This is a genomic window from Rathayibacter sp. VKM Ac-2879 (assembly GCF_015351245.1).
In the GTDB taxonomy this organism is placed as follows: Bacteria; Actinomycetota; Actinomycetes; order Actinomycetales; family Microbacteriaceae; genus Rathayibacter.
The window spans coordinates 220,225-242,051 of record NZ_JADKSO010000001.1 but is presented as its reverse complement, the minus strand read 5'-3'; the positions used below and the strand labels follow the sequence as shown (position 1 = coordinate 242,051).

The following is a 21,827-nucleotide window of genomic DNA, read 5'->3' as shown; positions in this document are numbered from 1 at the left end:
CAGATGGAGGCCAATGCCATATTCAAGAACAGGTCTTCCCCCGCGCCCTCGGCCGCGTCTTTCTTAACGAAAGGTTCGGCGAGCAGGCCGTGCCCATGCGTGCTGCCGCGCTTCCGGGCGGCAATGAGACATTCTGCACGAGCGGAAGCTCGACCGGGGTGAATTGCTCCTGGACTCCAGTCCGAACGCCCTCCGATGGATTCTCTCCAGGTGAGGCGGCTGCTGCATTCGGAACCGGAATCGGTGTCATAGTCGGCGATTCAGGTGGTCCTGTCATTGGGACTCAAGGACAATTTTACGGAATAATCGTCAAGCGCGGCATTAATCGCCTGCAAGGCCTGATGGCCTACATACCGTCAGATCGGGTCTTTCGAGCGCTTCCTTATTACTACACGATTGCGGAGCCGAACTAATATCACTGCACTCCTCTCCTTCAGTCCACCGCATCCCCATCTTCACGTCAATCGAACATAATCGGAGAACCATGAAACTCAGCCATCGAAAGCAGCGCGCCACCCTGATGATCGTGGGCGCCATAGTGTGTCTCGGCACAACCTTCGGAGTCTCGAGCTCGGCCAACGCCGCACAGGCGTTCCGCGCCGTAGTCCCGCTGAACGCGGGCTCCGAGCTCCTTCTTCCGCATAACCACGACTGCACGGTAGGAGCCGTTCTCAAGTCACGAGGAGCCTTCGCAAATCTGACATCCTTCACCAGAGCGAACCGATTTGTCGTGATCGCCGCACATTGCGGCAATGTCGGAGACACGGTAAGCACTGCGCGCTCCGGCCAGGTGGGCGTCATCGTCTGGAAATCGAGCGATCGGGACATTGCCCTCGCCCAAATTCCGCCGCGTTCGCAAGGTGGACTGGTCTGCGACCCCCGATCCGCCGTAGTCCATTGTCAAATCGTTCGGACTTATGTACCACAGGCGGTTGGTCGGATCTTCCTCGACAACTCTTACGGAGCGCCTCAAAGCTATCCGGTCCCAAGAATCGGAACACCGGGCCATGACGAGCGCTTCTGCACCAGCGGTGCACAATCGGGCGTCATGTGCGCTTGGCATCCGAATCCTTGGATCGAAGGGTATGGACGTGGTTTGACCATCATGCGGAACGCTTCGGAAGGAAATGTTATTCCCGGAGACTCCGGCGGCCCTGTCGCCGGTCTCGACGGCACTCTTTACGGAATTATTGCGGAAAGTGGCAACCTGGGCGGACCTGCGCAAGGAACGGCCGGCTACACGCCCATTTCCGACGTGTTCCGGGAACAGCCGAACTTCGAGCTCGCTCCCTCGTGACGACTACCTCCTCCGCCGCACTCTCTACGACACGGCGGAGGAGGCACCAAGGGTCTGCGACAGGACGCACGCAGATCGACGAGACATCCGCGCTGGTTCAGGTGGCTGGCGTCCCTTCTCGGAAGCCGGCGCGGCGTCGCACTCGAGAGGCCCCCGACCTGAAGTCTGCTCTCTATAACCATTTCGGCCACCTCTTCCTCGACCTCGATATGACACCTATCGACCGAACTGCGAAAGGTACGACCATGTCTAGACTCTTCTTCACGCAGACTCCCGCGAAACGGCTCCCGCTCGTCGCCCTTGCGCTGACAGTGATGGTGATCGCCGTACCTCTCGCTACGCCCGCGCAGCGGGCTAGTGCTCAAGCAGCAGCAGGCGCGGACTCTCTTGGCGGATCGATAGCAGCAGGAACATTCGAATCCGACGTTCTCGCTGGCACCATCTCTATCGACCAGCTGACGTCGCTTTATATAGAAGCAAAGAAATCGCTGCCGACACCAGACGGACCTGACGTCGACTACGAGTCGGCTCGTCGAGACATTGAACAGGAGGTTCGCGCGGCTCAGGACGGTCGCTTGGCCCCGGCTCAACCGACAATTTTGAACATCGACACAGACCCATCTCAGGGTTTCTCTCTCAGCGAGGACCACTCCGAGGCACTCCCCGAGGGCTGGGGGGAATTGTGGGGGCATTTGTCACACTGGACGACGTGGCACCTGTCCTCGACGACTATTAAGCTCATCCTCAGCTCTGGAGGAGCCCTCTCCGCAGGCCTTATCTGCGCCCTTCCTGGGATCAACGCGGTCGCATGTGCGTTTGCGGGGGCTCTCGTGGCATTCCTCTCTACTTCCGCTGTCTTAGGTCTCTGTACGGGAGTAGGGGTTTATGTAACCATTCCGGACGTCAAAAACAGCTATTGTGGTTAGCCTCGATCTTTCGCTGGGCGCGTAGGTCGGGTGAGTGGACAGTCGGTGCGCTCGTCAGAGTCTGGTTCTGCTGTGTGGGTACGACGTGGGGTCGCGGGTCGCCGAGTGGGCGGGTTTCCGGGCCGAGGTCGTGCCGTTTACTCTGCCGGATCAGGCAGTCGCGCCGCCGGTCTGGCTGGTCGCACGGGCCTGCACAGCCCCTGGTCAGGGAGCGCTCTACCGCTTACGGTGTTGACGTTCACATTCCGTGCGAGGGCGCACGACTCCGTCCGCGGAGGCGTCTTCGCATTCGACCGCGAGGGCTCCCTGCATGACACGATCTCGATCGGTGGTGAGGACCGCGCTGACGGTCGCCACCGTCGCTGCCACAGCGCTTCTCGGCGCGACCGTCCCCAACTCCGCCTTCGGAGCGACGCCGACTCCGCTTCTCCACTACACCTTCGACACCGCTCCCACCGGCACCACGATCGCGGACGCGAGCGGCAACGGCTACAACGCCACCCTGCGCGGCTCGGGCGCCACTTTCGGCAACGGACAGGTCAGCCTCCCCGGCGGTTCGGCCTCGACGGCCCCCTACCTCGACATCCCCACCGCAGGTCTCGTCGGCAAGAAGGACCTCACCTTCTCGACCTGGCTGTCGAACCGCTCGGGATCCGGCAACGTCGCCGCGGCGTTCGTCGGCGCGCCGGTCGCCTCCGGATCCTCTTTCTCGTCGGGCTACTGGCTGCTCAACCCCAGCAACCCACAGGGCTACGTCAAGTCGGTCGTCACGAACGCCACCAACGCCGGTTCCCCTTGGACCACCGAGGTCGGACCGGGAGCGACCAACACCGCCACCGCCGGCGCCCGGACCCCCACCGGTCTCTCGCTCTACACGACGGTGATCGACGGCACCAGCGGCACCCTCACCGTCTACGTCAACGGCACCCAGATCGGCCAGAACGCCATCGCGCGCACCGTGTCGTCGTTCGGCTCCTCGCTCGTGGCCTCCATCGCCCGGTCGACCTACAACGACCCGGGCTGGAGCGGCGACATGGACGACTTCGCCGTCTATGACAGCGCCCTCGGCAGCGACGCCGTGAAGGCCCTCTACTCCTCACAGGCGCTCGATCGCGCCGTCGCCTCGGTCACCATCCCGACAGAGGCGACCGCCGACTTCGCCCTGCCCACCACGAGCAGCGGAGTCGCGATCGCCTGGCGGTCGAACTCCTCCGCCATCGCGGTGAACGGCGGCTCCGCAGTCGTCGCTCGGCCGGCCGCGGGCTCGGCCGACGCGTCCGTCACCCTCACCGCGAGCTACTCGGTCGGCTCCGTCACCCGCTCGGTCGACTATCCGGTGACGGTCGCGGCGCAGCTCGCCGACAGCGACACCGTGCAGCGCGACCTCGATGCGATCTCGATCCCGAACGTCGGCGACATCCGCACCGACGTCACGGTCCCCCAGCGCGGCGCCGCTGGCTCGACCCTCACCTGGAGCGCCGTCAGCCCGACGGGAGTGACGGTCCGCGCGGGTAGCGCGGCCGCGACCAGCACCCTCGCGGTCGAGCGTCCCGCCGCCGGCAGTGCGGCGACCGACGTGGTGGTCCGCGTGACCGCGACGAGCGGAGCGGTCACCCGCTCGCGCGACATCACCCTCCGTCTCACGCCACTGCCGACCGGCACCGACGACACCCAGGCCTACGTGTGGGCGTTCTTCACGGGCGAGGGAGCCGGCGCCGAGCGCGTGAGCCTCGCCGCCTCCCAGGGCAACGACGCGCTCGCCTGGAACACGCTCAACGGCGGCCAGCCGGTGTTCACGTCGACGCAGGGCACGCAGGGCCTGCGCGATCCCTTCATCATCCGCTCGCACGAGGGCGACAAGTTCTTCATGCTCGCCACCGACCTCAAGGTCGACGGGCTCGCGGGAGGCTTCACCACGGCGCAGATCTCGGGCTCGAAGCACATCGAGGTGTGGGAGTCGACCGATCTCGTCACCTGGTCGGCACAGCGCCACGTGAAGGTGTCCTCCGACTTCGCGGGCAACACCTGGGCGCCCGAGGCGTACTGGGACGACGAGCTCGGCACCTACGTGGTGTTCTGGGCATCGAACATGTACCCGACCGCGAACGCGGCCGACCGCACCGGAGTCACCTATAACCAGATGATGTACGCGACGACCGACGACTTCGTCACCTTCTCTGAGGCGAAGCCATGGATCGACGTCCAGCGCGGCGCGGGCAAGGGCACCATCGACTCCACCATCACGAAGGACGGCGACACCTACTACCGCTTCACGAAGGACGAGGCGTCGATGACCCTCCGCGAGGAGAAGAGCACCGAGCTGCTCGCCACCGAGAGCGGCTCGCTGCCCGGGCCGACCGGTCCGGCCGACGAGTGGACGCTCGTGAAGGAGCGCGTCGCCTCCGGGCTTCCCAACGGCGAGCCCGGAGGGACGTTCACCAGCGGCGAGGGCCCGAACGTGTTCCCCGCCAACACCAATGATGTGAACGGTCTCGACTGGTTTCTCTTCATCGACCAGCCCGACTACCACGGTGGACCGAACCACTACATCCCGTTCGGCTCGGACGACCTCGCCGACGGCGACTCGTGGCAGCCGCTCGGGGCCAAGCTCCGCAGCGGCCTCCCGCAGAACCTTGACGGAGGCAAGCCCCGCCACGGCACGGTCATCCCGGTGACGCGCGCGGAGTACCAGAAAGTGCTCGAGGGCTTCGCCCCCGGAATCGCGGTGGCGTCGGTCGCTCCGCTCACCGCTACGACAACGGCCGGCACCGCGCCCGTCCTTCCTCGCGCCGCGATCACCACTGCCGCCGGCACGACGAGCACGGTCGACGTGGTGTGGGAGGCGGTGGCTCCGGCCTCCTACGCCACGCCCGGCACCTTCACGGTCTCGGGAGTCGCGCAGGACGCATCTCGGATGCCGGTGCAGGCGACCGTCACCGTGCAGCCCTCGCTGAAGGTGACCGCGGCGGCCTCGTCGCGCTGCCTTGCCGGCAAGGTCGTGCTGACGGTGGTCGCCACGAATGGCGACACCGTGCCGATGGACGTCTCGATCCGCACCTCAGAGGGCGTGAAGACGTTCGCCGGCGTGAAGCCTGGCGCGAGCGCCTCCGCGGCGTACACGGTGCGTGCCTCGCAGCTCGCCGCAGGCACTGCGACGGTCACCGCGACGGCGACGGTCGGAGGCGCGACCGTCGTGGCCACGGCGACCGCCGCCTACGGAGCGCGCAGCTGCGGCTAGAAGACCGAATGGCGGGGGGTCGTCGCACGTCGATGCGTCGACCCCCTTTCTCGGTGCGCAGCGAGGACGACGGGGTGTCCCCGACCGGGTCATCGCGGCACGAGGGAGCATCGAATTCCTCATGGGATGATGGCTGCCGGAGTTCGGACGACGGGAATGCGACGGCCTCCTCGCAGCTGCAGAAGGGCCTCCGTGAAAACCTCACCGACGACTGAGCCTGTTCTCAGGCCGCGACCCACTCTTCGTCGCCGTTCGCTGACCTTCCTCCGCGACATCCTGATCATCGTCCTCGTCGCGGTCACCGTCTCCTTCCTCGTGAAGACCTTTCTCGTGCGCTCCTTCTACATCCCCTCCGGGTCGATGGAGAACACGCTGCAGATCAACGACCGGATCCTCGTGAACGAGCTGGTCCCCTCCGTGGTCCCGCTGCAGCGTGGCGATGTGGTCGTGTTCTCCGATCCCGGCGGGTGGCTGAACCCGGCGGAGACCTCCTCGGCGCAGGGCGGCCTCGCGCAGGTGACGGGCGCCTTCCTCACCTTCATCGGCCTCGGAGTCTCGGACAGCAACAATCACCTCATCAAGCGAGTCATCGGGCTTCCCGGCGATCACGTGACCTGCTGCAATCCGCTCGGCCAGATCGAGGTCAATGGCAGCCCGATCATCGAGCCCTATACGCACGAGCCGGCAGGAACCGCGCCCGCTGGCGCCGTGACCTTCGACGTCACGGTGCCCGCCAACTCCCTCTGGGTCATGGGTGACAATCGCTACAACTCGCAGGACTCCTCGCGCAATCAGGAGCTGCCCGGAAAGGGCTTCGTTCCGATCAGCGACGTCGTGGGACGCGCGGTCGTCATCACCTGGCCGATCGACCGTTGGCAGGTACTCGACGACTACCCGAACGTGTTCCGAGGAGTCGGCTCCGCTCCGACCGGGTAGCTGGAGCTCTTCTCGCTCCGACCGTGAACGACTCAGGGATCATGGCCGCACCCCCGCTCAGAAGGAGCGCCGTGTACGCCGTGCCGAGCGTCGGATTTCCAGTGCGCTCGAGCGGCGAAACCTCTCTGCACCTCGCATGACGACGAGGCGCGACCCGGACAGGCTCACGGTGCATGGATGACATCGATGAGCTGGCGCGTCGAGCTGCACCGCCGGCACGGGGATCGGAGGGAGGAGCGCGGCGGAGGCGCGCGCGAGTGCATGAGTCGCGCGAGATCACGGTCGTACTCCTGCCCGTTCTGGGTTCGGTGGCGTGGCTCGTCACCACGACGTTCGCGACCGAGACAATCCAGCTCGCGAATCCAGACTCCCAGCCGCTCTCCTCGAGCTCGCTCAGCATCAGCACTACCACTTCACCTTCTACCTTGCAGACCGTCCGAGCGTTCTCGTACCGGTGAGTCTGAGCCGAACCCCGCCGAGCGGTGCACCCTCTGAGGGGGGTCAGTCACGCTCTCTCCACCTGAGAAGGGGCGCCGATTTCCGTCACCTTGCGCGCCACCCGCACATATCCGGTTGACCGGATGCCATTCCACCTCATACCGTCCGCAGACAGCACTCCGGCCGACGAGGCGGCCTCAAGAGAAGGGGCGATGGATAGGAGATATGGCGACAGAAGGCAATTTTTCAAAAAAGGATGCGCTCGCTATTCATGATGAATCAGAGCGGTACCTGAGAGAGATTTTTAAAACGGTAGCGAAGGCGGCGGGAGCCGTCGCCCTCGGCGCGGCGATCTTGATCGTTCTCGCGGTAGCCCCAGAGCTGCAGGCCGGGCTGCCGTTCGACTCTTTCCCACCCAAGCTGCTGCTCACTCCGTTCAGCGGGGCTACCACAGTGGCGGGCTACGGACTGCTGGCCGGCATCATCTTCACCATCCGGTTCGGTCTTACACCGTCAACGACCCACCGCTCGCGTGAGCACATCGCTCGTGAGGTCGCTTCTCGTCGAGTCCTGAATCGTCTCGCGTTCGGGTGCACCTGTGCGGCGATCTTACTCGGCGTCATGACGGTGGTCACTTACGGGCTGGCCGCTGGCCCAGAACGCCTAGACCCGTTCAGGACAGTTGCCGGCAGTGTGCTGAGCCTCGCGCTGGCAACTGTCGCTGCGGAGGTCGCGATGCGAACGGAGGATGATCCAAACCCCGCCCTTGACTGGGCGGCGAGCAGGAGAAAGCGCCAACGCCTGCAAGAAATTATTCACGCCGACCACACGGAGCCGCTGACCCGTCGAGCACACGTCATCCAGCACTGCATCATGTTCTTGTTCACCCCGCTGTGTCTGACCGCCATGGGGTGGTGGATTGCACCAACGTCCGCGCCGCTCGTCGTCGAAGCTCGGTTGCTCGTGACCGTTACGGTGAGCTTCCTCGCATACTTCCTAGTCTCAGAAATAGTTTACCGCCTTATAGGCGGTAGAATATGGGGCGCGCTGGAGATAGTGATTCAGTTCGGCCTTATTGGCCTGCTCTACTGGATGGCGAGCGCACTGCCAGGGCTCGCCGATCAGTCTGGGGAGGTCATTCATACCGCGCCGATTGCGCGCGGCATGCTTGCCGTCGGGCTTTTCATGGTGACCATCCCTTTCATGGTCGCGGCGGTTCTTTCCGCGGCTCGCCTACCGGGTGGCAGGCGCGGCCTGGTCTTCGACAAGGCAATGAAGAAGTATCATACTGCTCTGGAGAAGGCGGTGGACGGCGAGAAAAAGGCGAAGAGAGCCGCGCGCGTTGAGACAAGAATGCGCGATGCCGCGCTGCCGGTCAGTGCAGCTGCGATTGCCGGCGCCGTTATGGTGTTTGCAGTTCCCTTCCCTTTTCTCTTCGCACATAGGGCACTGCAAGACATTCGGGCGGGCCGCGCGCGGGGACGCTGGTTGGTGATCACTACCGTCAGCGTGAGCGCGATTTTCACCGTCGTTGTCGTGGGGGCGATCATCACCTTCATCGCCACCGATCCGACCCTGACCTGGTGCTCCACTGAGCAGACGTGGATCTGCTTCGGCAGGACATAGATGTGCACGACGACGCGTCGGGGCCACGACCAGGAAACCGACCCCGTGACGACCTCGCTCAGCCCGCTGCTGGCAGCAGCTCGGCGATGAGCGCCTCCACGCGGCGCTTGATGTCGTCGCGGATGAAGCGGACCTGCTCGAGATCTTTGCCCTGCGGGTCCGCGAGGTCCCAGTCCTCGTAGCGCTTGCCCGGGAAGATCGGGCAGACGTCGCCGCACCCCATGGTGATCACGACATCGGAGGCCTGCACCTGGCCGGTCGTCATGAGCTGCGGCACCGCCCCCGAGATGTCGATGCCCTCCTCCGCCATCGCCGCGATCGCGACGGGGTTGATGCGGTCGCCCGGCTCCGAGCCTCCGGACCTCACCTGCACGGCACCGCCGGACAGCGCGCGGAGGTACCCTGCCGCCATCTGCGAGCGGCCGGCGTTATGGATGCAGACGAACAGGACGGTGGGCGCGATCATCGGAACTCCTGAGGGGACGGGGGCGGGCACCGAGACCCTATCGGCGTCGGGCGTCGATCGGCCACGTGCTACTCCTCCGCCCCGAAGGCGCGCGCGGCGCTGGTGACCGCCTCCGACAGCGCCCGCATCGCCGGAGTCTCGACACGACGGGCGAGCGTCGCGAGATAGATCGTGCGCGCAGGAATGGCGTCCTCAGCGCGGAACGAGACAGCGCGCACGTCGTCGCGGTGGGTGGCGAGCGCGAGGCGGGGGGCCATGGCGATGCCGACCCCCGCGGCGACCATCGCCTGCACCTCTTGATAGTCGTAGGCCTCGTAGACGACCTCGGGGCTGAGGCGCGCCCGGGCGCAGCTGCGGTAGAGCACGTCGGCCGCGGGGTGGCCGCCGTTGCGGGTGATCCAGGGGCTCTTGGCGAGGCTGCGCAGCGAGACACCGTCGCGGATCGGGCTCTCGGCGGCCACGAGGAGCATCGTCTCGTCCTGCACGAGTCGCCGCAGCGCCAGGTTCTTCTCCGTCTCCTCGGTCCAGGCGTAACTCCAGAGCAGGGCGAGCTCGATCTCGCCCGAGCTGAGCATGTCGATGAGCTGCGGTCGCAGCGCCGACTGCACGCGGATCTCGATGCCCGGCCAGGCGGCGTGAGCGTCCTTGAGCGCATCCGCGAGGAGTGAGGCGCTCACGGTGGGGAAGGAACCCAGCCGCACGGTGCCGCGTTCGAGCCCGCGGATCGCCTCCAGCTCGCCCTCGGCAGCCCGCAGCTCGCGCCGCACCGTGCGCGCTTTCTCCGCGAGGACGCGGCCGGCCTCGGTCAGCTGCACCCCCCGCGGGAGCCTGTCGAGCACGGGTTGGCCGATGAGGTTTTCGAGCTTAGCGATGCGCTGGGAGGCGGCCGAGGTCGTCATCCGCGAACGCGCAGCGCCTCCCGTGAGCGTCGAGGTTTCGACGATGTCGAGGAGCAAATCGAGGGTGACGAGATCGAACGTGGCCATGCTCGACTTTAGCTCTGCTTCACGTGGCCTTAGCAGTTCGAGATTTTGCCGAAGCCTCCGACTTCGTAGCGTGAGCCCATCACCGACGCTCAGGAGGCACCGTGCGCATTCCCGCCACCCTCATGCGAGGAGGCACCAGCAAGTGCTGGCTCTTCGACCGCGACGCTGTCCCCTCCGACCGCGACGCCTTGGCCGAGCTGCTCATCGAACTGTTCGGCGCCGACGACCCTCGCCAGCTCGACGGCGTGGGAGGTGGCACGTCCGTCACCTCCAAGGCCGTCATCATCGCTCGCAGCAGCGAGCCCGACATCGACGTCGACTACCTCTTCGCGCAAGTCGCCATCGGCGCCCACGTGGTCGAATGGGGAAGCAACTGCGGCAATTGCGCCACCGCCGTCGCCCTCTGGGCCGTCCAGCAGTTCGGCCTGCCTCGGGGCGAGACCGGGCATACGACCGTGCGGATGCGCAACCTCAACACCTCCGCCGTGGTCGTCGCCCGCGTGGCCGGCGACGAGGCCGACGACGTCTCGGTGCCGGGCGTGCGAGGCACCGGCACCGCCGTCGACCTGGCCTTCGTCGACCCCGCCGGCTCGACCACCGGCTCGCTGTGGCCGCTCGGCGAGCCGCTGTCGACCCTCCTGGTCGACGGCAGCGAGTTCGAGGTCACTCTCGCCGACGCGGGAGCGCCCGTCGTGCTCGTCGCGGCGAGCGCCCTCGGCCTCACCCCCGCCGCAGGAGAGGTCGACGTGCTCGCCCACGTGCCGCTCCTGCGCCGCATCCGCGCCCACGCCGCGGTCGCGATGGGTCTCGCGTCCAGCGTCGAGACCGCGGGCGACGCGGTGCCCAAGGTCGGAGTCGTCGGGCCGGCCGTCGACTACGTGACGTCGCTCGGCGAGCGCGTCGCCGCCTCCGACTACGACGTCTCGGTGCGGATGCTCTCGATGAACGCCCCGCACCCCACGATCGGCCTCACCAGCGCCGTCGCCGTCGCCCTCGCAGCCGGCGGGGCGGGCTCCGTCCTCACGAACGCGGGAGTCGATCCCTCGACCACCGCGGTGCGCCTCGGGACGCTCGGCGGCCCGCTGCGCTGCGAAGTGCAGTCCGACGCCACGGGCACCCGCGTGCTCCTCCAGCGCGCCGCTCGGCGGATCGCCGACTCCGAACTGCTCACCCACCACTCCCTCGCGCACTGACGCGCTCTCGTCAGCACTCATTCAGGAGAAGACAGTGTCGTCTATCGAGATCATTCCCCTCATCGGCCTCGTCGTGATGTTCATCATTGCGACGGTGTTCCCGATCAATATCGGCTTCCTCGGCTTCATCGGAGCCTTCCTCGTCGGTGCCATCGCCTTCGGCTATGACGACAAAGAGATCCTGGAGGCGTTCCCCGCGTCGATCGTCCTCACGATCGTGGGCGTCACCTATTTCTTCGGCATGGCCAAACAGAACGGCACCATCGACCTGATGGTGAATGCCTGCATCAAGGCCGTGCGCGGCCGGGTCTACCTCATCCCGTGGGTGTTCTTCCTCGTCGCGGCGTTTCTCACCTCGCTCGGCACCTTCAGCCCGGCCGCCGTCGCCCTGATCGCCCCCGCCGCGATGAGCTTCGCCGGCCGCACCCGCATGAGCCCGCTCGTCATGGGCATCATGACCATCAACGGCGCTCACGCCGGAGCGTTCTCCCCCCTGTCTGTCTCGGGCGTCCTCGTTCGCGGCATCGTCGAGGACGCCGGCCTGACACTCGACCCGTGGCAGCTGTTCCTCTCGAGCTTCGGGATCAACACCCTCCTCTCGGTGCTCACCGTCGTGACCTACGCGGTCGCGTCCCGCGTGCGCACCCTCGAGTACACGGCCACCGGATCGATCCGCACGGCCGGACCCCACACCGTGCAGACCGAGACCATCCCGCTGACGCGCACCCGCCTGTTGACGCTCGCGCTGATCGTCGCGATCCTCCTCATCGTGCTGATCGGACACCAGCCGATCAGCTTCGTCGCCATCGCGGCCGGCGTCCTGCTCTCGTTCACCGACCTCAAGAACACCAGCAGGTCGATCGCAGGCATCAGCTGGCCGACGGTGCTGCTCGTGGCCGGCATGATCACCTACATCGCGATGCTCGAGGACCTCGGCACCATCGACCACCTGGCCGACATGGCGCTGCTCATCGGGGCTCCGCTCGTCGTCGCGTTGGTGCTCTGCTACGTGATCGGCGTCTCCTCTGCCTTCGCCTCATCGACCGCTCTGCTGGCTGCGATCATCCCGCTCTCGCTGCCCCTGCTGCAGTTGGGCGAGCTGCCCGTGGTCGGAGTCGTCGCCGCGCTGTCGATCGCCGCAACCGTCGTCGACGTCTCACCGTTCTCGACCAACGGAGCGCTCGTCCTCGCGAACGCGCAGAACATCGACCGTGGACAGTTCTACCGCCAGCTCCTCGTCAACGCCGGGATCGTGGTGGCGATCGCCCCGGCGATCTGCTGGCTGATCCTCGTCCTCATCCCCACAGTGTTCGCATGACGCACACCCTCCGCATCGCGATCCTCGACGACTATCAGGACGTCGCCACGGACTACGCCGACTGGCACGACCTGCCGGGCGGTGCCGAGGTCACCGTCTTCACGCGGCACCTCCCGGGCACGGAGGCGGTGGTCGAGGCGCTGCGCCCCTTCGACGTCGTCGTCGCCATGCGCGAGCGAACCCGCTTCGATGAGGCGGTGCTGGGATCACTGCCGAACCTCCGACTGCTGGTGACGACCGGGCGCGCCAACGCCGCCATCGACGTGGCGGCGGCCACGCGCCACGGGATCCTCGTGAGCAGCGGAGCGACCGGCGGGTCCACGGGGGCGGCCGAGGTGACCTGGGCACTCATCCTGGCCGCTCTCCGGCACCTCCCGCACGAGGATGCGGCTGTGCGGTCGGGCGACTGGCAGAGCACGGTCGGCGGCGACCTCGAGGGCCGACGGCTCGGACTGCTCGGGCTCGGGGCGGTCGGCTCCCGGGTGGCCCGGGTCGGTGTGGCCTTCGGGATGGACGTGGTCGCGTGGACCCCTCGGCTCGATGCCGAGCGCGCCCATTCGTTCGGTGTCTCGGTGGTGTCGAAGGAGGAGCTGCTCGCCACCTCGGATGTCGTGAGCCTCCACGCGCGACTCACTGCCGAGTCGCGCGGCCTCATCGGAGCGCGTGAGCTCGCCTCGATGCGGTCGAGTGCCGTGCTGGTGAACACCTCCCGAGGGCCTCTCGTCGACGAGCCCGCGCTGCTCGGCGCCCTGCACCGGGGCACGATCGGAGGCGCGGCGCTCGACGTGTACGACGAAGAGCCCCTGCCGCTCGACTCGCCGTGGCGCGCGGCTCCGCGGACGGTGCTCTCGCCCCACCTGGGCTACGTCACCGAGGGCACGCTTCGGCGTTTCTACACCGAGGCGCACGAGAGCGTGCACGCGTGGGCGGAAGGGGCGCCGATCAGAGTGCTGGGGCGCTCCTGACGTCAGGGGAGGACTCCGTCTCGTCGTCGCGCAGCGAGCGGATCATGCTCCGCAGAATCCCTGCCGCTGCGGACCGCTCCTCCGGCGAAAGCCCTCGCAGCATCCGCACTTCGACGGCGCGGACCGCGCGCGTGGCCTCCGCGAGACTCTGCTCACCCCGGGAAGTGAGTCGCGTCGGCAGAGCCTTTCCCACCGGGGGCGCCGCGGGCCTGGTCACGAACCCGTCGCGCTCGAGGGCCTGCAAGAGCACGTTCATCGACTGTCGCGTCACGAAGGCACCGCGGGCCAGCTCGGAGTTGGAGAGACCGGGCCACTGCGCCAGCAGTTCGAGGCAGGAGTAGTGCGTAACGGTCATGCCGAGGGGGCGCAGCACCGCCTCCAGGGACACGCGAAGGGCGCTCGACGCCTCCTTGAGGAGGTATCCGAGCGAGGTCTCGAGGTCGATTCCTTGACTCATGTCAGAAGTCTGACATAGGCTCCTGCGTGTAAGGAAACTGACACACTAGGAGGACCTTCCCATGCCCGTGACCGGCCCCGACTTCGTCTCACTCCAGGTTCGCGACCTCGACGCCTCCCGCGCGTTCTACGAGCACTACCTCGGCCTCGTCCGATCTCCCGCCGGCCCGCCGCACGCGGTCGTCTTCGAGACGACTCCGATCGCCTTCGCGCTCCGCGACATCGTTCCGGGCACCGACCTCGACTCCGCGCCCCACCCCGGCATCGGAGTCGCGATCTGGCTGCACGCCAGCGATGTGCAGGCCATCCACGACGCCCTTGCGGCCGACGGGCACCGGATCGTCGCGCCGCCGATCGACGGCCCCTTCGGTCGCACCATCACCTTCGCCGACCCGGACGGCTACCAGATCAGCCTGCACGACCGCGCCTGACCGCACAGCCCTCGAAAGATCTCCGCCCCGCCGACGAGCATCGGCCCCCGCGAGATCATCATCTCGACGGGGGCCGCATCGTCAGGTGTCGATGGTCACGAGAATCACGTATGCACGTTGTAGGAGTTGACCGTCGAACCACCGTTGTTGTTCGGATTGGAATCGACGTAGTCGCTGTTGGAGGGCTGGAAAGACACGTAGGGGAAGATGTTGTCCACCGTGACTCCGGGGTCCGATGTCGTCCAAAAGAGAATACGAACTGTCACGCGCTGGCCGGGCGCGAGCGTCTGCCCTGAATTGACGAACTGGACGACTCGGCGGTCCGAGCCCTGATTATAGCTTGTCTGATACGACCATCCCGCGCTCGCCTGCGGGTAATGGGGCTTCGCCGGATCCATCTGGTTGGGCACGAAAGGTAGCGAGAGAGCCACGGTGATGCCCGTGATCGAATCCGGGCCGTTGTTCACGACCTCCGCGTCGACAAAGAGCCCGTTATCGGCATTGAATGTCGCATTGGGAGGAACGGCCCCAACCCCTCCTTGTGCATTCCACTGCACGGAGGTCAGCTGAAGGTCGACGCTCTTCTGCCCCGATGCGGCGGCAGCCGGAGTCGCCGCAGCAAAGGCGACCACGGGAAGAGACCAGGCCACACCTTCGACCAGCTGGCGGCGGCCGATGCCGTTCTCATGAGGAATAGACCAACCCGTAGAGATCGAGATGTCTCTTTTTTCGGGATTTTTCACTGTGACTCCTTGTTGTCGAAACGGGGACGCCTCGTATGGTGCACAGCTCGGATCGCGCCTCTCGACCCGCCGGCGCGACCTCAGGAGATTCCCGTCGATGCGTCCGGACAATCTCGTCGTGGCCGAGCGTCGCGCTCGCCAGGAGGAATCAGGACCGAACGAGGGCGCCTATGCTCCGGCCGCGTCTCAGTCGAGCCGCGAAAGATCACGGCTAGCATGAAGGGGTCGATAGCCCGAACGACACATTTGACTTCCCTCCCGGGAGGAGATGCGCAGGATGACTCGACCGCTCACGTCGCCGCAGGTAGACGTCAGCATCGGGCTTTCGAATGGCGCCGCAGCCGAATGGCTGGCTGCGCGCGGTTATCATCTTCCGGCGGTCTCGAATCTCCGAGTCTATGGCGATCGAGTCACCCTGAGCACTCTCACCCTCGAACGTTTCTATCTTACGGCCGAACGCATGACCCGCACCATTTCTTCGGGCGCGGCGGTTCTTTCCATCGTCGTCGACGGCGCACTAGGAATCGAGCAAAGCGGTACGCGAATCAACCTCGAGAAAGGAGGGGCAGTTGTTCACTCCGGCACGCCCGCCACACTGGTGAGCGCCGCGCCGTACGGGGTCGTCGAGGTCGCGATCCACGATGGATTCTCGGAAAGATGGGGCATCGAACCGCCACCCGGCCTCCTTCTGATCCCCGAGGGCCTCGGCACAGTGCGCATTCTCCTCGCAATGATGGCGGCGGCGTTGAGCTCGGCAGCGACGGTGTCGGAAGCGGCCTGGCCCCGCCTCCAGAACGGCGTCGAAAGCGCTGTCGCAGCGGTCTTCACCGAGATTCAGACGCCATTCACGGCACCCGCCTCGGCCCGGGATCGCTTACTCCAGAGATCTCGGCAAGCCATCGAGGCGCAGTACGCCGACCCCGATTTCGGAGTCGCCTCCCTCGCCGACAGAGTGGCGGTGTCGCTGAGCGTTCTTCATGACGCCTTTTCGGCGGCCGGGCTCACTCCGTTTCGCGAGATCCGGCTCGCGCGCCTTCAGGCCGCGAAACGGATGCTCGCCCAACGGCATCCCCCGACAACGGCGATCGAGGAAGAAGTGGCGCGTCAAGCCGGCTTCCGTTCGCGCCGGGCGCTCCGAGAGGCACTTCGGAGCGGCGAGCACTGAGACCGCGCGACGATGCCGAGACTCCTCCTCAGCGCCGCAGCGTCTGGCTCGGCTTCTCGCGGAAACGCTGCTGGTACGTGTGGGCGAACCGGCCGAGGTTCCCGAAGCCCCACTCGCGGGCGACCGCAGCGACAGTGGTCGAACACGGGTCTCCGGCGACGAGATCGCGGTGCGCGCGGTCGAGCCTCACCTCACGCAGATACACCGAGGGCGAGACCCCGAGATGGCGTCTCGTGGCCTGCTGCAACGTACGGGTGTGCAGGCCGGCGGCGCGCGCCGCATCCGCGGGAGTGATCGGCTCGTGCGCGTGATGCTGCAGGTAGTCGAGTGCCACGCGCGTGCGGGAGGCGGAGGGACGGCGCAGCAGGTCCGGCACGTCCCACGCGCGCCAGGGGAACAGGCGAAGCAGCACGCGAGCAAGATGGAGCTCGGCCGAGAAGCGCACCAGCGGAGCGACTCCGGCCGTCGAGAGCGCCCTCGTCGCCTCCGAGACTGCGGCACGCCAGTTCTCGAACGCGCGGGGATCGGGATCGGCCTCGAGATCGAATGACACGGGCTGACGCGGTCCCTGATGGGACTCGGTCGCGACGTCCTCGAGGAAGTCCGGCGCGAAGTGGATGAGGTTCTGCCGATGCGGCTCGAGCTCGAGCCCGAACTGCCGCTCGGTGGGAAAGACGAACGGCGCGGTGCCTCCCCACCGGGTGAACGGCCGCAGGTCGATCCGCGCCCGACCCGCCCGGAACCAGCCGACGACGTACTCGCGCAGGTGCGGCACCTCACCGACCAAACGCCCGGAGCACTCGGCGGTGCGCAACGTCACCCGCTCACTCCCCCGGTACGCGTAGCGGAACGAGAAGTCGCGCGCCCCCGCGACAGTGAAAGACCCTCCTCCGAACGCCTCCGAATACACCTCCGCCGCCTCGAGGGGATCGGTGCCGGCCGCCTCGAAACGCCGCTCGGCTCCAGCGTCTGGCACGAAGGGACTCCCGACGGCGAACAGTGATGCGCTCATGACGTCCACCCGGCGCGGCGGAGGAGTGAGCAGGGCATGCGCGGTCTTCTCTCGGTCGTGGGCGCCCACCGCACCTCCCGGTGGAAGGGGGCAGAACGTCCGCTACAGATCCAGACGTACCGAACGGTCGATTCGTCACGGATTCGATCCGGAGAAGCTCCCGAACGGGTCGCGCTCGTCACTCCCAGAGGATCCGTGCTCGCCGACCGGCCACCGCAGAGGAGGCGAAACAGGCGAGCCCGGTATGCATTCGGAGCGGCGGCACCATCGAGGGCACTGTCGATGTGAAAGTCCCCGCACCCACTACCGAGCACGCAGGCACCTCGCAAGCCCGAGATCCCCTCGCCCACCCGCTGCGACAGTAGGGAGATGCAGCAGTTGACGTACGCCTCGAAAAGCTTCATCACCACGGATGCCGTCACCGAGGCTCTCCTCGACCTGGTGACCGCCATCGACCGGCAGGAGCACTCCGAGGCCGTCACCGTCCCGGCGTTCACCGAGACCGGTGAGCTCATCGACGCCAAGATGACCCTCGACGCCGGCAGCGAACTCGTCGTGGTCCCTATCGAGCTCGCCATCCGGGACGTCGACGGCACGAGCGACGCGGTCGATGCGGCCGTCGAGGACATCCGCTCGCGCATCAAGAACAACCGCGCGACGATCGCGCGACCGGTCATCGACCAGGACCCGGAGCCGTACGACTACGAAGAGTTCTGAGCCGTCCACGAGAAGTTCTGAGCGCCACGACGAGGCCGCCGTATACAACCGTGCCGGGTTCTGCCATCGTCTGTCCTGGATCCGCACTCGACCGACCCGGCGCGGTTGAGCGGCCAGTACCTCCAGGAGCCGCCATGTCCCTCGTCCGCGTCCACAACTTCTCGGTCTCCCTCGACGGCTTCGGTGCCGGGGAGGGCCAGACGATCGATGCCCCCTTCGGTCACGCGGGCTCGCGGTTGATGTCCTGGGCGTTCGCGACGCCGACGTTCCGCGCGATGGGTCTGCCCAGCAAGTCGCCCGCCTCCGTGGGTATCGACGAAGCCTTCGCGGGCCGGTGGGCCGACGGGATCGGCGCCGAGATCATGGGGCGCAACAAGTTCGGTCCGCACCGCGGCCCCTGGGAGGACGAGCGGTGGCGCGGCTGGTGGGGAGACAACCCGGTCTTCCACACGCCGGTCGTCGTCCTCACCCACCATCACCGCCCGGTGCTCGAGATGGAGGGGGGCACGAGCTTCCACTTCGTCGACGCCGATCCCACGACGGCCCTCGAAAAGGCGCGTGAGCTGGCCGGTGGCCGCGACGTCCGCATCGGAGGAGGCGTCGCGACGGTCCGGCAGTTCCTTGAGGCCGACCTCATCGACTTCCTGCACATCGTGCTCGTGCCGATCGTCCTGGGCCGCGGCGAGCGCCTATGGGACGGACTCGAGGGCCTCGAGGAGCGCTTCGAGATCGAGTCGACCCCCTCTCCGCAGGGCGTCATCCACATGATCCTGACCCGCCGCGCGGCCCACTGAGGCCCCCATGGTCCCCGACATCAACCCCTGGGCCGTCGCCCTCGCCACTCTGTCCACCATGGTCGTCGGCTCGATCTGGTACACCCCGAAGGTCTTCGGAGCTCTGTGGATGCGCCTGATCGGCATGAGCCACGAGACCATGCGGGCGCGAAGCGCGCTCGTCCCCATCCTCGTCACCCTCGTCGTGAGCTTCGTGACGGCACTGGTGCTGGCCGGATGTGTCGACATCGCGCACTCCTTCTACGGCGGCAGCTGGTTCGCGAACGCCCTCGTGACCGGACTCTTCCTCTTCGCCGGCTTCACGGCAGCCCGCTTCGTCACCCACGATGCCTTCGAGGGGCGCCCGGTCGCGCTGACGGTGCTCAACGTCACGCACGAGCTCGTGACGGTTCTCGTCATGTCCGTGGTGATCGGACTGCTCCCCGCGTGACGCGCGGCACGCACAACGTCAGCCGAGAAGGCTCGTCGCGCACGATCGTGCGCGAGAGCCCGTCTCAGCTGAGGTTGTGCGTCTCACACGCCACCGACCCCGACACGACGAGGTCGGCGCGCTCTCGCGTTGCCTCGATCAGTGCGGCGTTCGCGCCGTCGACCTCGGCGGCCCACGCCGCGGCCTGCGCAGGCGACCGTCCGCCTCTCACATGCCGCTCTACCAGCCGCGCACTCCGCACGCCCTCGGTCGTCGAGCAGAACCACGCGTCGTCGAACTCCGCCCGCAGCAACGCCCACGGATCTTCGTCGACCAGGAGGTAGTTGCCTTCGAGCACCACGAGCGACGCGCGCGGGGGAACGGCGAGCGCTCCCGCGACTGGCTCGTCTCTCTCCCGCTCGAAGGTCGGCACGTAGACGACGTGCCCGGTCTCGACGCGCAGCCTCCGCACCAGTGCGAGGAAACCCCAGCCGTCGAAGGTGTCGATAGCGCCCTTGCGGTCGCGCCGGCCGAGCGAATCCAGGGTCTGGTTGGCGAGATGGAATCCGTCCATCGGCACGAACGCGGCGGTACCCTCGCCCGCGAGCTCGTTCGCGCGAGCGACGACGGCCCGCGCGAGCGTCGTCTTCCCGGCGCCGGGGCTTCCGGCGATCGCGACGATCGTGCGGCCGCCGCGGCCGGTGAGGGCGAGCGCACGCCGCGCCAGCATGTCAAGCTCGGTCACCGGATCAGGAGTCACGCCTCCAGTCTCGCCGCTGACCGGCGCGGCTCGTGGACCGTTCTATTACGTCGAACGACGCCCCCGGTGACGGATGATCCGCGCGCACTCCATCATCGACATCGGAACGACACCGTTCCCCCGAGCCGTTCCCCCTCTCGGCGCCGAGCGCACCCCCCGACGCTCTCGCCCACCCTCCCCGAAGGACCCCTCATGATCCGCCTCGAGCAGCTCAGCAAGGTCTACGGTCACGGCGACGCCGCCGTGACCGTGCTCGATCGACTCGATTTCTCGGTGGCGACCGGTGAGATCTTCGCCGTCGTCGGCCCCAGCGGCGCAGGCAAGAGCACGCTCGCCGCCTGCGTGAACCTCCTCGAGCGACCCACCTCAGGCTCGGTCATCGTCAACGGCGACGCGCTCTCGCGGCTCTCCGAGCGGGAATTGCGCATCGCCCGTCGCCGCATCGGCACCGTGTTCCAGTCCGACGGGCTGTTCAGCCGCAGGACTGCCGAGCAGAACGTGGCCCTGCCGCTGGAGTACCTCGGCGTCACCCGGGCCGAGACCACCCGCCGCGTCGGCGAGCTGCTCGAGCGGGTCGGCCTCTCCGAACGCGCTCGTTACTACCCGCACCAGCTGTCGGGCGGACAGCGCCAGCGCGTTGGCATTGCACGCGCGCTCGCGTTGCGACCCTCCGTGCTGCTCTCGGACGAGGCGACCTCGGGCCTGGACCCCGCCTCGACCACGGCGATCACGACACTCCTCAAGGAGCTCCGTGACGACCTCGGGCTGTCGATCCTCTTCATCACGCACGAGATGGAGACCGTCCGCCAGGTCGCCGACTCCGTCGCGCGCCTCGATCAGGGGCGCATCGTCGAGTCGGGACGGCTCGTCGACCTCCTGCGCGACGCCTCCTCGCCGCTCGGCCTCGCGCTCAACCCCGTTCGCCCCTCGGTGGTCGCGGAGGCGGGAGTGGACGAGTGGGTCGTCGGCTACGCCCGGCCGGACGTTCCTGCCGACTGGGTGACGCGGCTCGCCGCGTCCGTCGGGCCGGTCGCGCTGCTGGGCGCCGCGATCGAGACCATCGACGGCCAGGCCGTCGGTCACGCGACGGTCGGGCTCGGCCCGGTCGATGAGGCTCTGCTCACGCGCGCGGCGGAGGCGTTGGGCCTCTCGGTGCGCCCGGCTCGCGTCGGCGTCCGCGCCCTCGTCGAGGAGGTGGCCGCGTGATCCTGCACCTCGACAACAAGGTCCCGCTCGCCGACATCCCCGCGCTCGTGCTGCCCGCGCTGGGCGAGACGCTCATCATGGTCGGCATCGTGATGGCGATCGTCGTGCTGGTGGGTGTGCCCCTCGGCGCGGCCGTGCACAATCTCGCTCCGGGCGGTCTCTTCGAGAACCGTGCTGCGCACCAGGTCGTGAGCTGGGTGATCAGTGTCGGACGCTCGCTCCCGTTCCTCATCCTGATGGCGTCGATCATGCCGTTCACGCGGTTGCTGACCGGCACCAACATCGGGATCCCCGCCGCCGTGGTGCCCATGTCGATCGCGGGGATCGCCTTCTTCACCCGTATCGTCGAGAACGCTCTGCGGAGCGTCCCACTCTCGCTGACGCGCGTGGCGCGCGCCTCCGGTGCCTCGCGTCTGCAGGTCATCCGATCGGCGCAGCTCAGCGAGGCGGTCCCGCAGATCATCGGCGGCCTCACGATCAACACGATCGCGATGATCGAGTACTCCGCTATCGCGGGCACGATCGGCGCCGGCGGGATCGGCTACGTCGCCGTCACCTACGGCTACCAGCGCTTCGACACCACGGTGATGCTCGCGACCATCGTGATCCTCGTCGCAACCGTGGCGGCCGTCCAGCTCACGGGCGACGCGCTCGTGCGGGCAACCACGCCGAGTGCCGCGCGCTCTGGCCGAGCACCGCGCGTCGCCGTCACTGTCTAACCCTTCTCCCCCTTCGCGCTCGCCTC

21 protein-coding genes are annotated in these 21,827 nt (G+C 67.1%); 15 read left to right on the top strand and 6 right to left on the bottom strand.

Annotated features, from left to right (window positions below):
• Positions 1-484: 484 nt before the first annotated feature.
• The 5 genes from ITJ45_RS01140 to ITJ45_RS01125 all read left to right on the top strand — a co-directional run bounded on the left by ITJ45_RS01140 (position 485) and on the right by ITJ45_RS01125 (position 8,461).
• A complete protein-coding gene (locus tag ITJ45_RS01140; protein ID WP_194607016.1) occupies positions 485-1,297 on the top strand; it encodes a hypothetical protein in 813 nt (270 codons plus the stop codon).
• A 245-nt stretch (positions 1,298-1,542) separates the two neighbouring features.
• Positions 1,543-2,223, top strand: coding sequence for a hypothetical protein (locus tag ITJ45_RS13900; RefSeq protein WP_194607015.1), 681 nt, complete (start codon positions 1,543-1,545; stop codon positions 2,221-2,223).
• Between the two features lie 310 nt (positions 2,224-2,533).
• The gene (locus ITJ45_RS01135) at positions 2,534-5,461 is read left to right on the top strand and encodes an immunoglobulin-like domain-containing protein (protein ID WP_194607014.1); all 2,928 of its coding nucleotides are present in this window, start codon (positions 2,534-2,536) and stop codon (positions 5,459-5,461) included.
• Between the two features lie 192 nt (positions 5,462-5,653).
• A complete protein-coding gene (gene lepB / locus ITJ45_RS01130; RefSeq protein WP_416365251.1) occupies positions 5,654-6,397 on the top strand; it encodes a signal peptidase I in 744 nt (247 codons plus the stop codon).
• 663 nt (positions 6,398-7,060) lie between these two features.
• The gene (locus ITJ45_RS01125; protein ID WP_194607012.1) at positions 7,061-8,461 is read left to right on the top strand and encodes a hypothetical protein; all 1,401 of its coding nucleotides are present in this window, start codon (positions 7,061-7,063) and stop codon (positions 8,459-8,461) included.
• A gap of 58 nt (positions 8,462-8,519) precedes the next feature.
• Here the strand turns inward: ITJ45_RS01125 and ITJ45_RS01120 are convergent, their stop codons facing one another.
• The gene (locus ITJ45_RS01120) at positions 8,520-8,927 is read right to left on the bottom strand and encodes an arsenate reductase ArsC (RefSeq protein WP_194607010.1); all 408 of its coding nucleotides are present in this window, start codon (positions 8,925-8,927) and stop codon (positions 8,520-8,522) included.
• A 68-nt stretch (positions 8,928-8,995) separates the two neighbouring features.
• Entirely contained in the window at positions 8,996-9,913 is a 918-nt protein-coding gene (locus ITJ45_RS01115; protein ID WP_194607008.1) for a LysR substrate-binding domain-containing protein, read from the bottom strand.
• 101 nt (positions 9,914-10,014) lie between these two features.
• Between ITJ45_RS01115 and ITJ45_RS01110 the strand changes: the two genes are divergently transcribed.
• From ITJ45_RS01110 to ITJ45_RS01100, 3 genes are read left to right on the top strand one after another with little or no spacing between them, the layout of a single operon-like run.
• On the top strand, positions 10,015-11,106 hold the full coding sequence (locus ITJ45_RS01110; RefSeq protein WP_194607007.1) for a PrpF domain-containing protein: 1,092 nt from the start codon (positions 10,015-10,017) through the stop codon (positions 11,104-11,106).
• Between the two features lie 34 nt (positions 11,107-11,140).
• Complete coding sequence (locus tag ITJ45_RS01105) at positions 11,141-12,424, top strand: SLC13 family permease (protein WP_194607006.1); 1,284 nt, start codon at positions 11,141-11,143, stop codon at positions 12,422-12,424.
• On the top strand, positions 12,421-13,389 hold the full coding sequence (locus tag ITJ45_RS01100; protein ID WP_194607005.1) for a D-2-hydroxyacid dehydrogenase family protein: 969 nt from the start codon (positions 12,421-12,423) through the stop codon (positions 13,387-13,389). Before ITJ45_RS01105 ends, ITJ45_RS01100 begins: the two co-directional genes overlap by 4 nt.
• Here ITJ45_RS01100 and ITJ45_RS01095 read toward each other — a convergent pair.
• Positions 13,367-13,846, bottom strand: coding sequence for a MarR family winged helix-turn-helix transcriptional regulator (locus ITJ45_RS01095; protein WP_194607003.1), 480 nt, complete (start codon positions 13,844-13,846; stop codon positions 13,367-13,369). The two genes, ITJ45_RS01100 and ITJ45_RS01095, sit on opposite strands and share 23 nt — an antisense overlap.
• A gap of 61 nt (positions 13,847-13,907) precedes the next feature.
• On the opposite strand from ITJ45_RS01095, the gene ITJ45_RS01090 reads away from it, so the two are divergent.
• Complete coding sequence (locus ITJ45_RS01090; RefSeq protein WP_194607002.1) at positions 13,908-14,276, top strand: VOC family protein; 369 nt, start codon at positions 13,908-13,910, stop codon at positions 14,274-14,276.
• Between the two features lie 104 nt (positions 14,277-14,380).
• Here ITJ45_RS01090 and ITJ45_RS01085 read toward each other — a convergent pair whose 3' ends face one another.
• Positions 14,381-15,019 (bottom strand): hypothetical protein, encoded by a 639-nt coding sequence (locus ITJ45_RS01085; RefSeq protein WP_194607000.1) that lies wholly within the window; start codon positions 15,017-15,019, stop codon positions 14,381-14,383.
• Positions 15,020-15,296: 277 nt separating this feature from the next.
• Between ITJ45_RS01085 and ITJ45_RS01080 the strand changes: the two genes are divergently transcribed.
• Positions 15,297-16,184 (top strand): AraC family transcriptional regulator, encoded by an 888-nt coding sequence (locus ITJ45_RS01080; protein WP_194606998.1) that lies wholly within the window; start codon positions 15,297-15,299, stop codon positions 16,182-16,184.
• Positions 16,185-16,212: 28 nt separating this feature from the next.
• Here the strand turns inward: ITJ45_RS01080 and ITJ45_RS01075 are convergent, their stop codons facing one another.
• A complete protein-coding gene (locus tag ITJ45_RS01075) occupies positions 16,213-17,196 on the bottom strand; it encodes a helix-turn-helix transcriptional regulator (protein WP_194606997.1) in 984 nt (327 codons plus the stop codon).
• 369 nt (positions 17,197-17,565) lie between these two features.
• Between ITJ45_RS01075 and ITJ45_RS01070 the strand changes: the two genes are divergently transcribed.
• The 3 genes from ITJ45_RS01070 (at position 17,566) to ITJ45_RS01060 (ending at position 19,137) form a co-directional block, all read left to right on the top strand.
• Entirely contained in the window at positions 17,566-17,913 is a 348-nt protein-coding gene (locus ITJ45_RS01070; protein WP_194606996.1) for a hypothetical protein, read from the top strand.
• Between the two features lie 134 nt (positions 17,914-18,047).
• Positions 18,048-18,707, top strand: a complete 660-nt coding sequence (locus tag ITJ45_RS01065; protein ID WP_194606995.1) for a dihydrofolate reductase family protein — start codon at positions 18,048-18,050, stop codon at positions 18,705-18,707.
• Between the two features lie 7 nt (positions 18,708-18,714).
• Positions 18,715-19,137 (top strand): DUF1761 domain-containing protein, encoded by a 423-nt coding sequence (locus ITJ45_RS01060; protein ID WP_194606994.1) that lies wholly within the window; start codon positions 18,715-18,717, stop codon positions 19,135-19,137.
• A 64-nt stretch (positions 19,138-19,201) separates the two neighbouring features.
• On the opposite strand, the gene ITJ45_RS01055 is transcribed toward ITJ45_RS01060, so the two are convergent.
• Positions 19,202-19,876 carry a nucleoside/nucleotide kinase family protein gene (locus ITJ45_RS01055; protein WP_416365249.1) on the bottom strand — a complete coding sequence of 225 codons (675 nt, stop codon included), beginning with the start codon at positions 19,874-19,876 and terminating at the stop codon, positions 19,202-19,204.
• Positions 19,877-20,068: 192 nt separating this feature from the next.
• Here ITJ45_RS01055 and ITJ45_RS01050 point away from each other — a divergent pair, with 192 nt between their 5' ends.
• Positions 20,069-21,082 carry a methionine ABC transporter ATP-binding protein gene (locus ITJ45_RS01050; RefSeq protein ID WP_194606993.1) on the top strand — a complete coding sequence of 338 codons (1,014 nt, stop codon included), beginning with the start codon at positions 20,069-20,071 and terminating at the stop codon, positions 21,080-21,082.
• Entirely contained in the window at positions 21,079-21,801 is a 723-nt protein-coding gene (locus tag ITJ45_RS01045; RefSeq protein WP_323742806.1) for a methionine ABC transporter permease, read from the top strand. The genes ITJ45_RS01050 and ITJ45_RS01045 overlap by 4 nt, the downstream gene beginning before the upstream one ends.
• The last annotated feature ends 26 nt before the right edge of the window (positions 21,802-21,827 follow it).

What these genes read in the sequence shown, in the direction of transcription:
- ITJ45_RS01140 (WP_194607016.1), top strand. Translation starts at nt 485, where the DNA reads ATGAAACTCAGCCATCGAAAGCAGCGCGCCACCCTGATGATCGTGGGC.
- ITJ45_RS13900 (WP_194607015.1), top strand. Translation starts at nt 1,543, where the DNA reads ATGTCTAGACTCTTCTTCACGCAGACTCCCGCGAAACGGCTCCCGCTC.
- ITJ45_RS01135 (WP_194607014.1), top strand. Translation starts at nt 2,534, where the DNA reads ATGACACGATCTCGATCGGTGGTGAGGACCGCGCTGACGGTCGCCACC.
- ITJ45_RS01125 (WP_194607012.1), top strand. Translation starts at nt 7,061, where the DNA reads ATGGCGACAGAAGGCAATTTTTCAAAAAAGGATGCGCTCGCTATTCAT.
- ITJ45_RS01120 (WP_194607010.1), bottom strand. Translation starts at nt 8,927, where the DNA reads ATGATCGCGCCCACCGTCCTGTTCGTCTGCATCCATAACGCCGGCCGC.
- ITJ45_RS01115 (WP_194607008.1), bottom strand. Translation starts at nt 9,913, where the DNA reads ATGGCCACGTTCGATCTCGTCACCCTCGATTTGCTCCTCGACATCGTC.
- ITJ45_RS01100 (WP_194607005.1), top strand. Translation starts at nt 12,421, where the DNA reads ATGACGCACACCCTCCGCATCGCGATCCTCGACGACTATCAGGACGTC.
- ITJ45_RS01095 (WP_194607003.1), bottom strand. Translation starts at nt 13,846, where the DNA reads ATGAGTCAAGGAATCGACCTCGAGACCTCGCTCGGATACCTCCTCAAG.
- ITJ45_RS01090 (WP_194607002.1), top strand. Translation starts at nt 13,908, where the DNA reads ATGCCCGTGACCGGCCCCGACTTCGTCTCACTCCAGGTTCGCGACCTC.
- ITJ45_RS01080 (WP_194606998.1), top strand. Translation starts at nt 15,297, where the DNA reads ATGACTCGACCGCTCACGTCGCCGCAGGTAGACGTCAGCATCGGGCTT.
- ITJ45_RS01075 (WP_194606997.1), bottom strand. Translation starts at nt 17,196, where the DNA reads ATGAGCGCATCACTGTTCGCCGTCGGGAGTCCCTTCGTGCCAGACGCT.
- ITJ45_RS01070 (WP_194606996.1), top strand. Translation starts at nt 17,566, where the DNA reads ATGCAGCAGTTGACGTACGCCTCGAAAAGCTTCATCACCACGGATGCC.
- ITJ45_RS01065 (WP_194606995.1), top strand. Translation starts at nt 18,048, where the DNA reads ATGTCCCTCGTCCGCGTCCACAACTTCTCGGTCTCCCTCGACGGCTTC.
- ITJ45_RS01060 (WP_194606994.1), top strand. Translation starts at nt 18,715, where the DNA reads ATGGTCCCCGACATCAACCCCTGGGCCGTCGCCCTCGCCACTCTGTCC.
- ITJ45_RS01050 (WP_194606993.1), top strand. Translation starts at nt 20,069, where the DNA reads ATGATCCGCCTCGAGCAGCTCAGCAAGGTCTACGGTCACGGCGACGCC.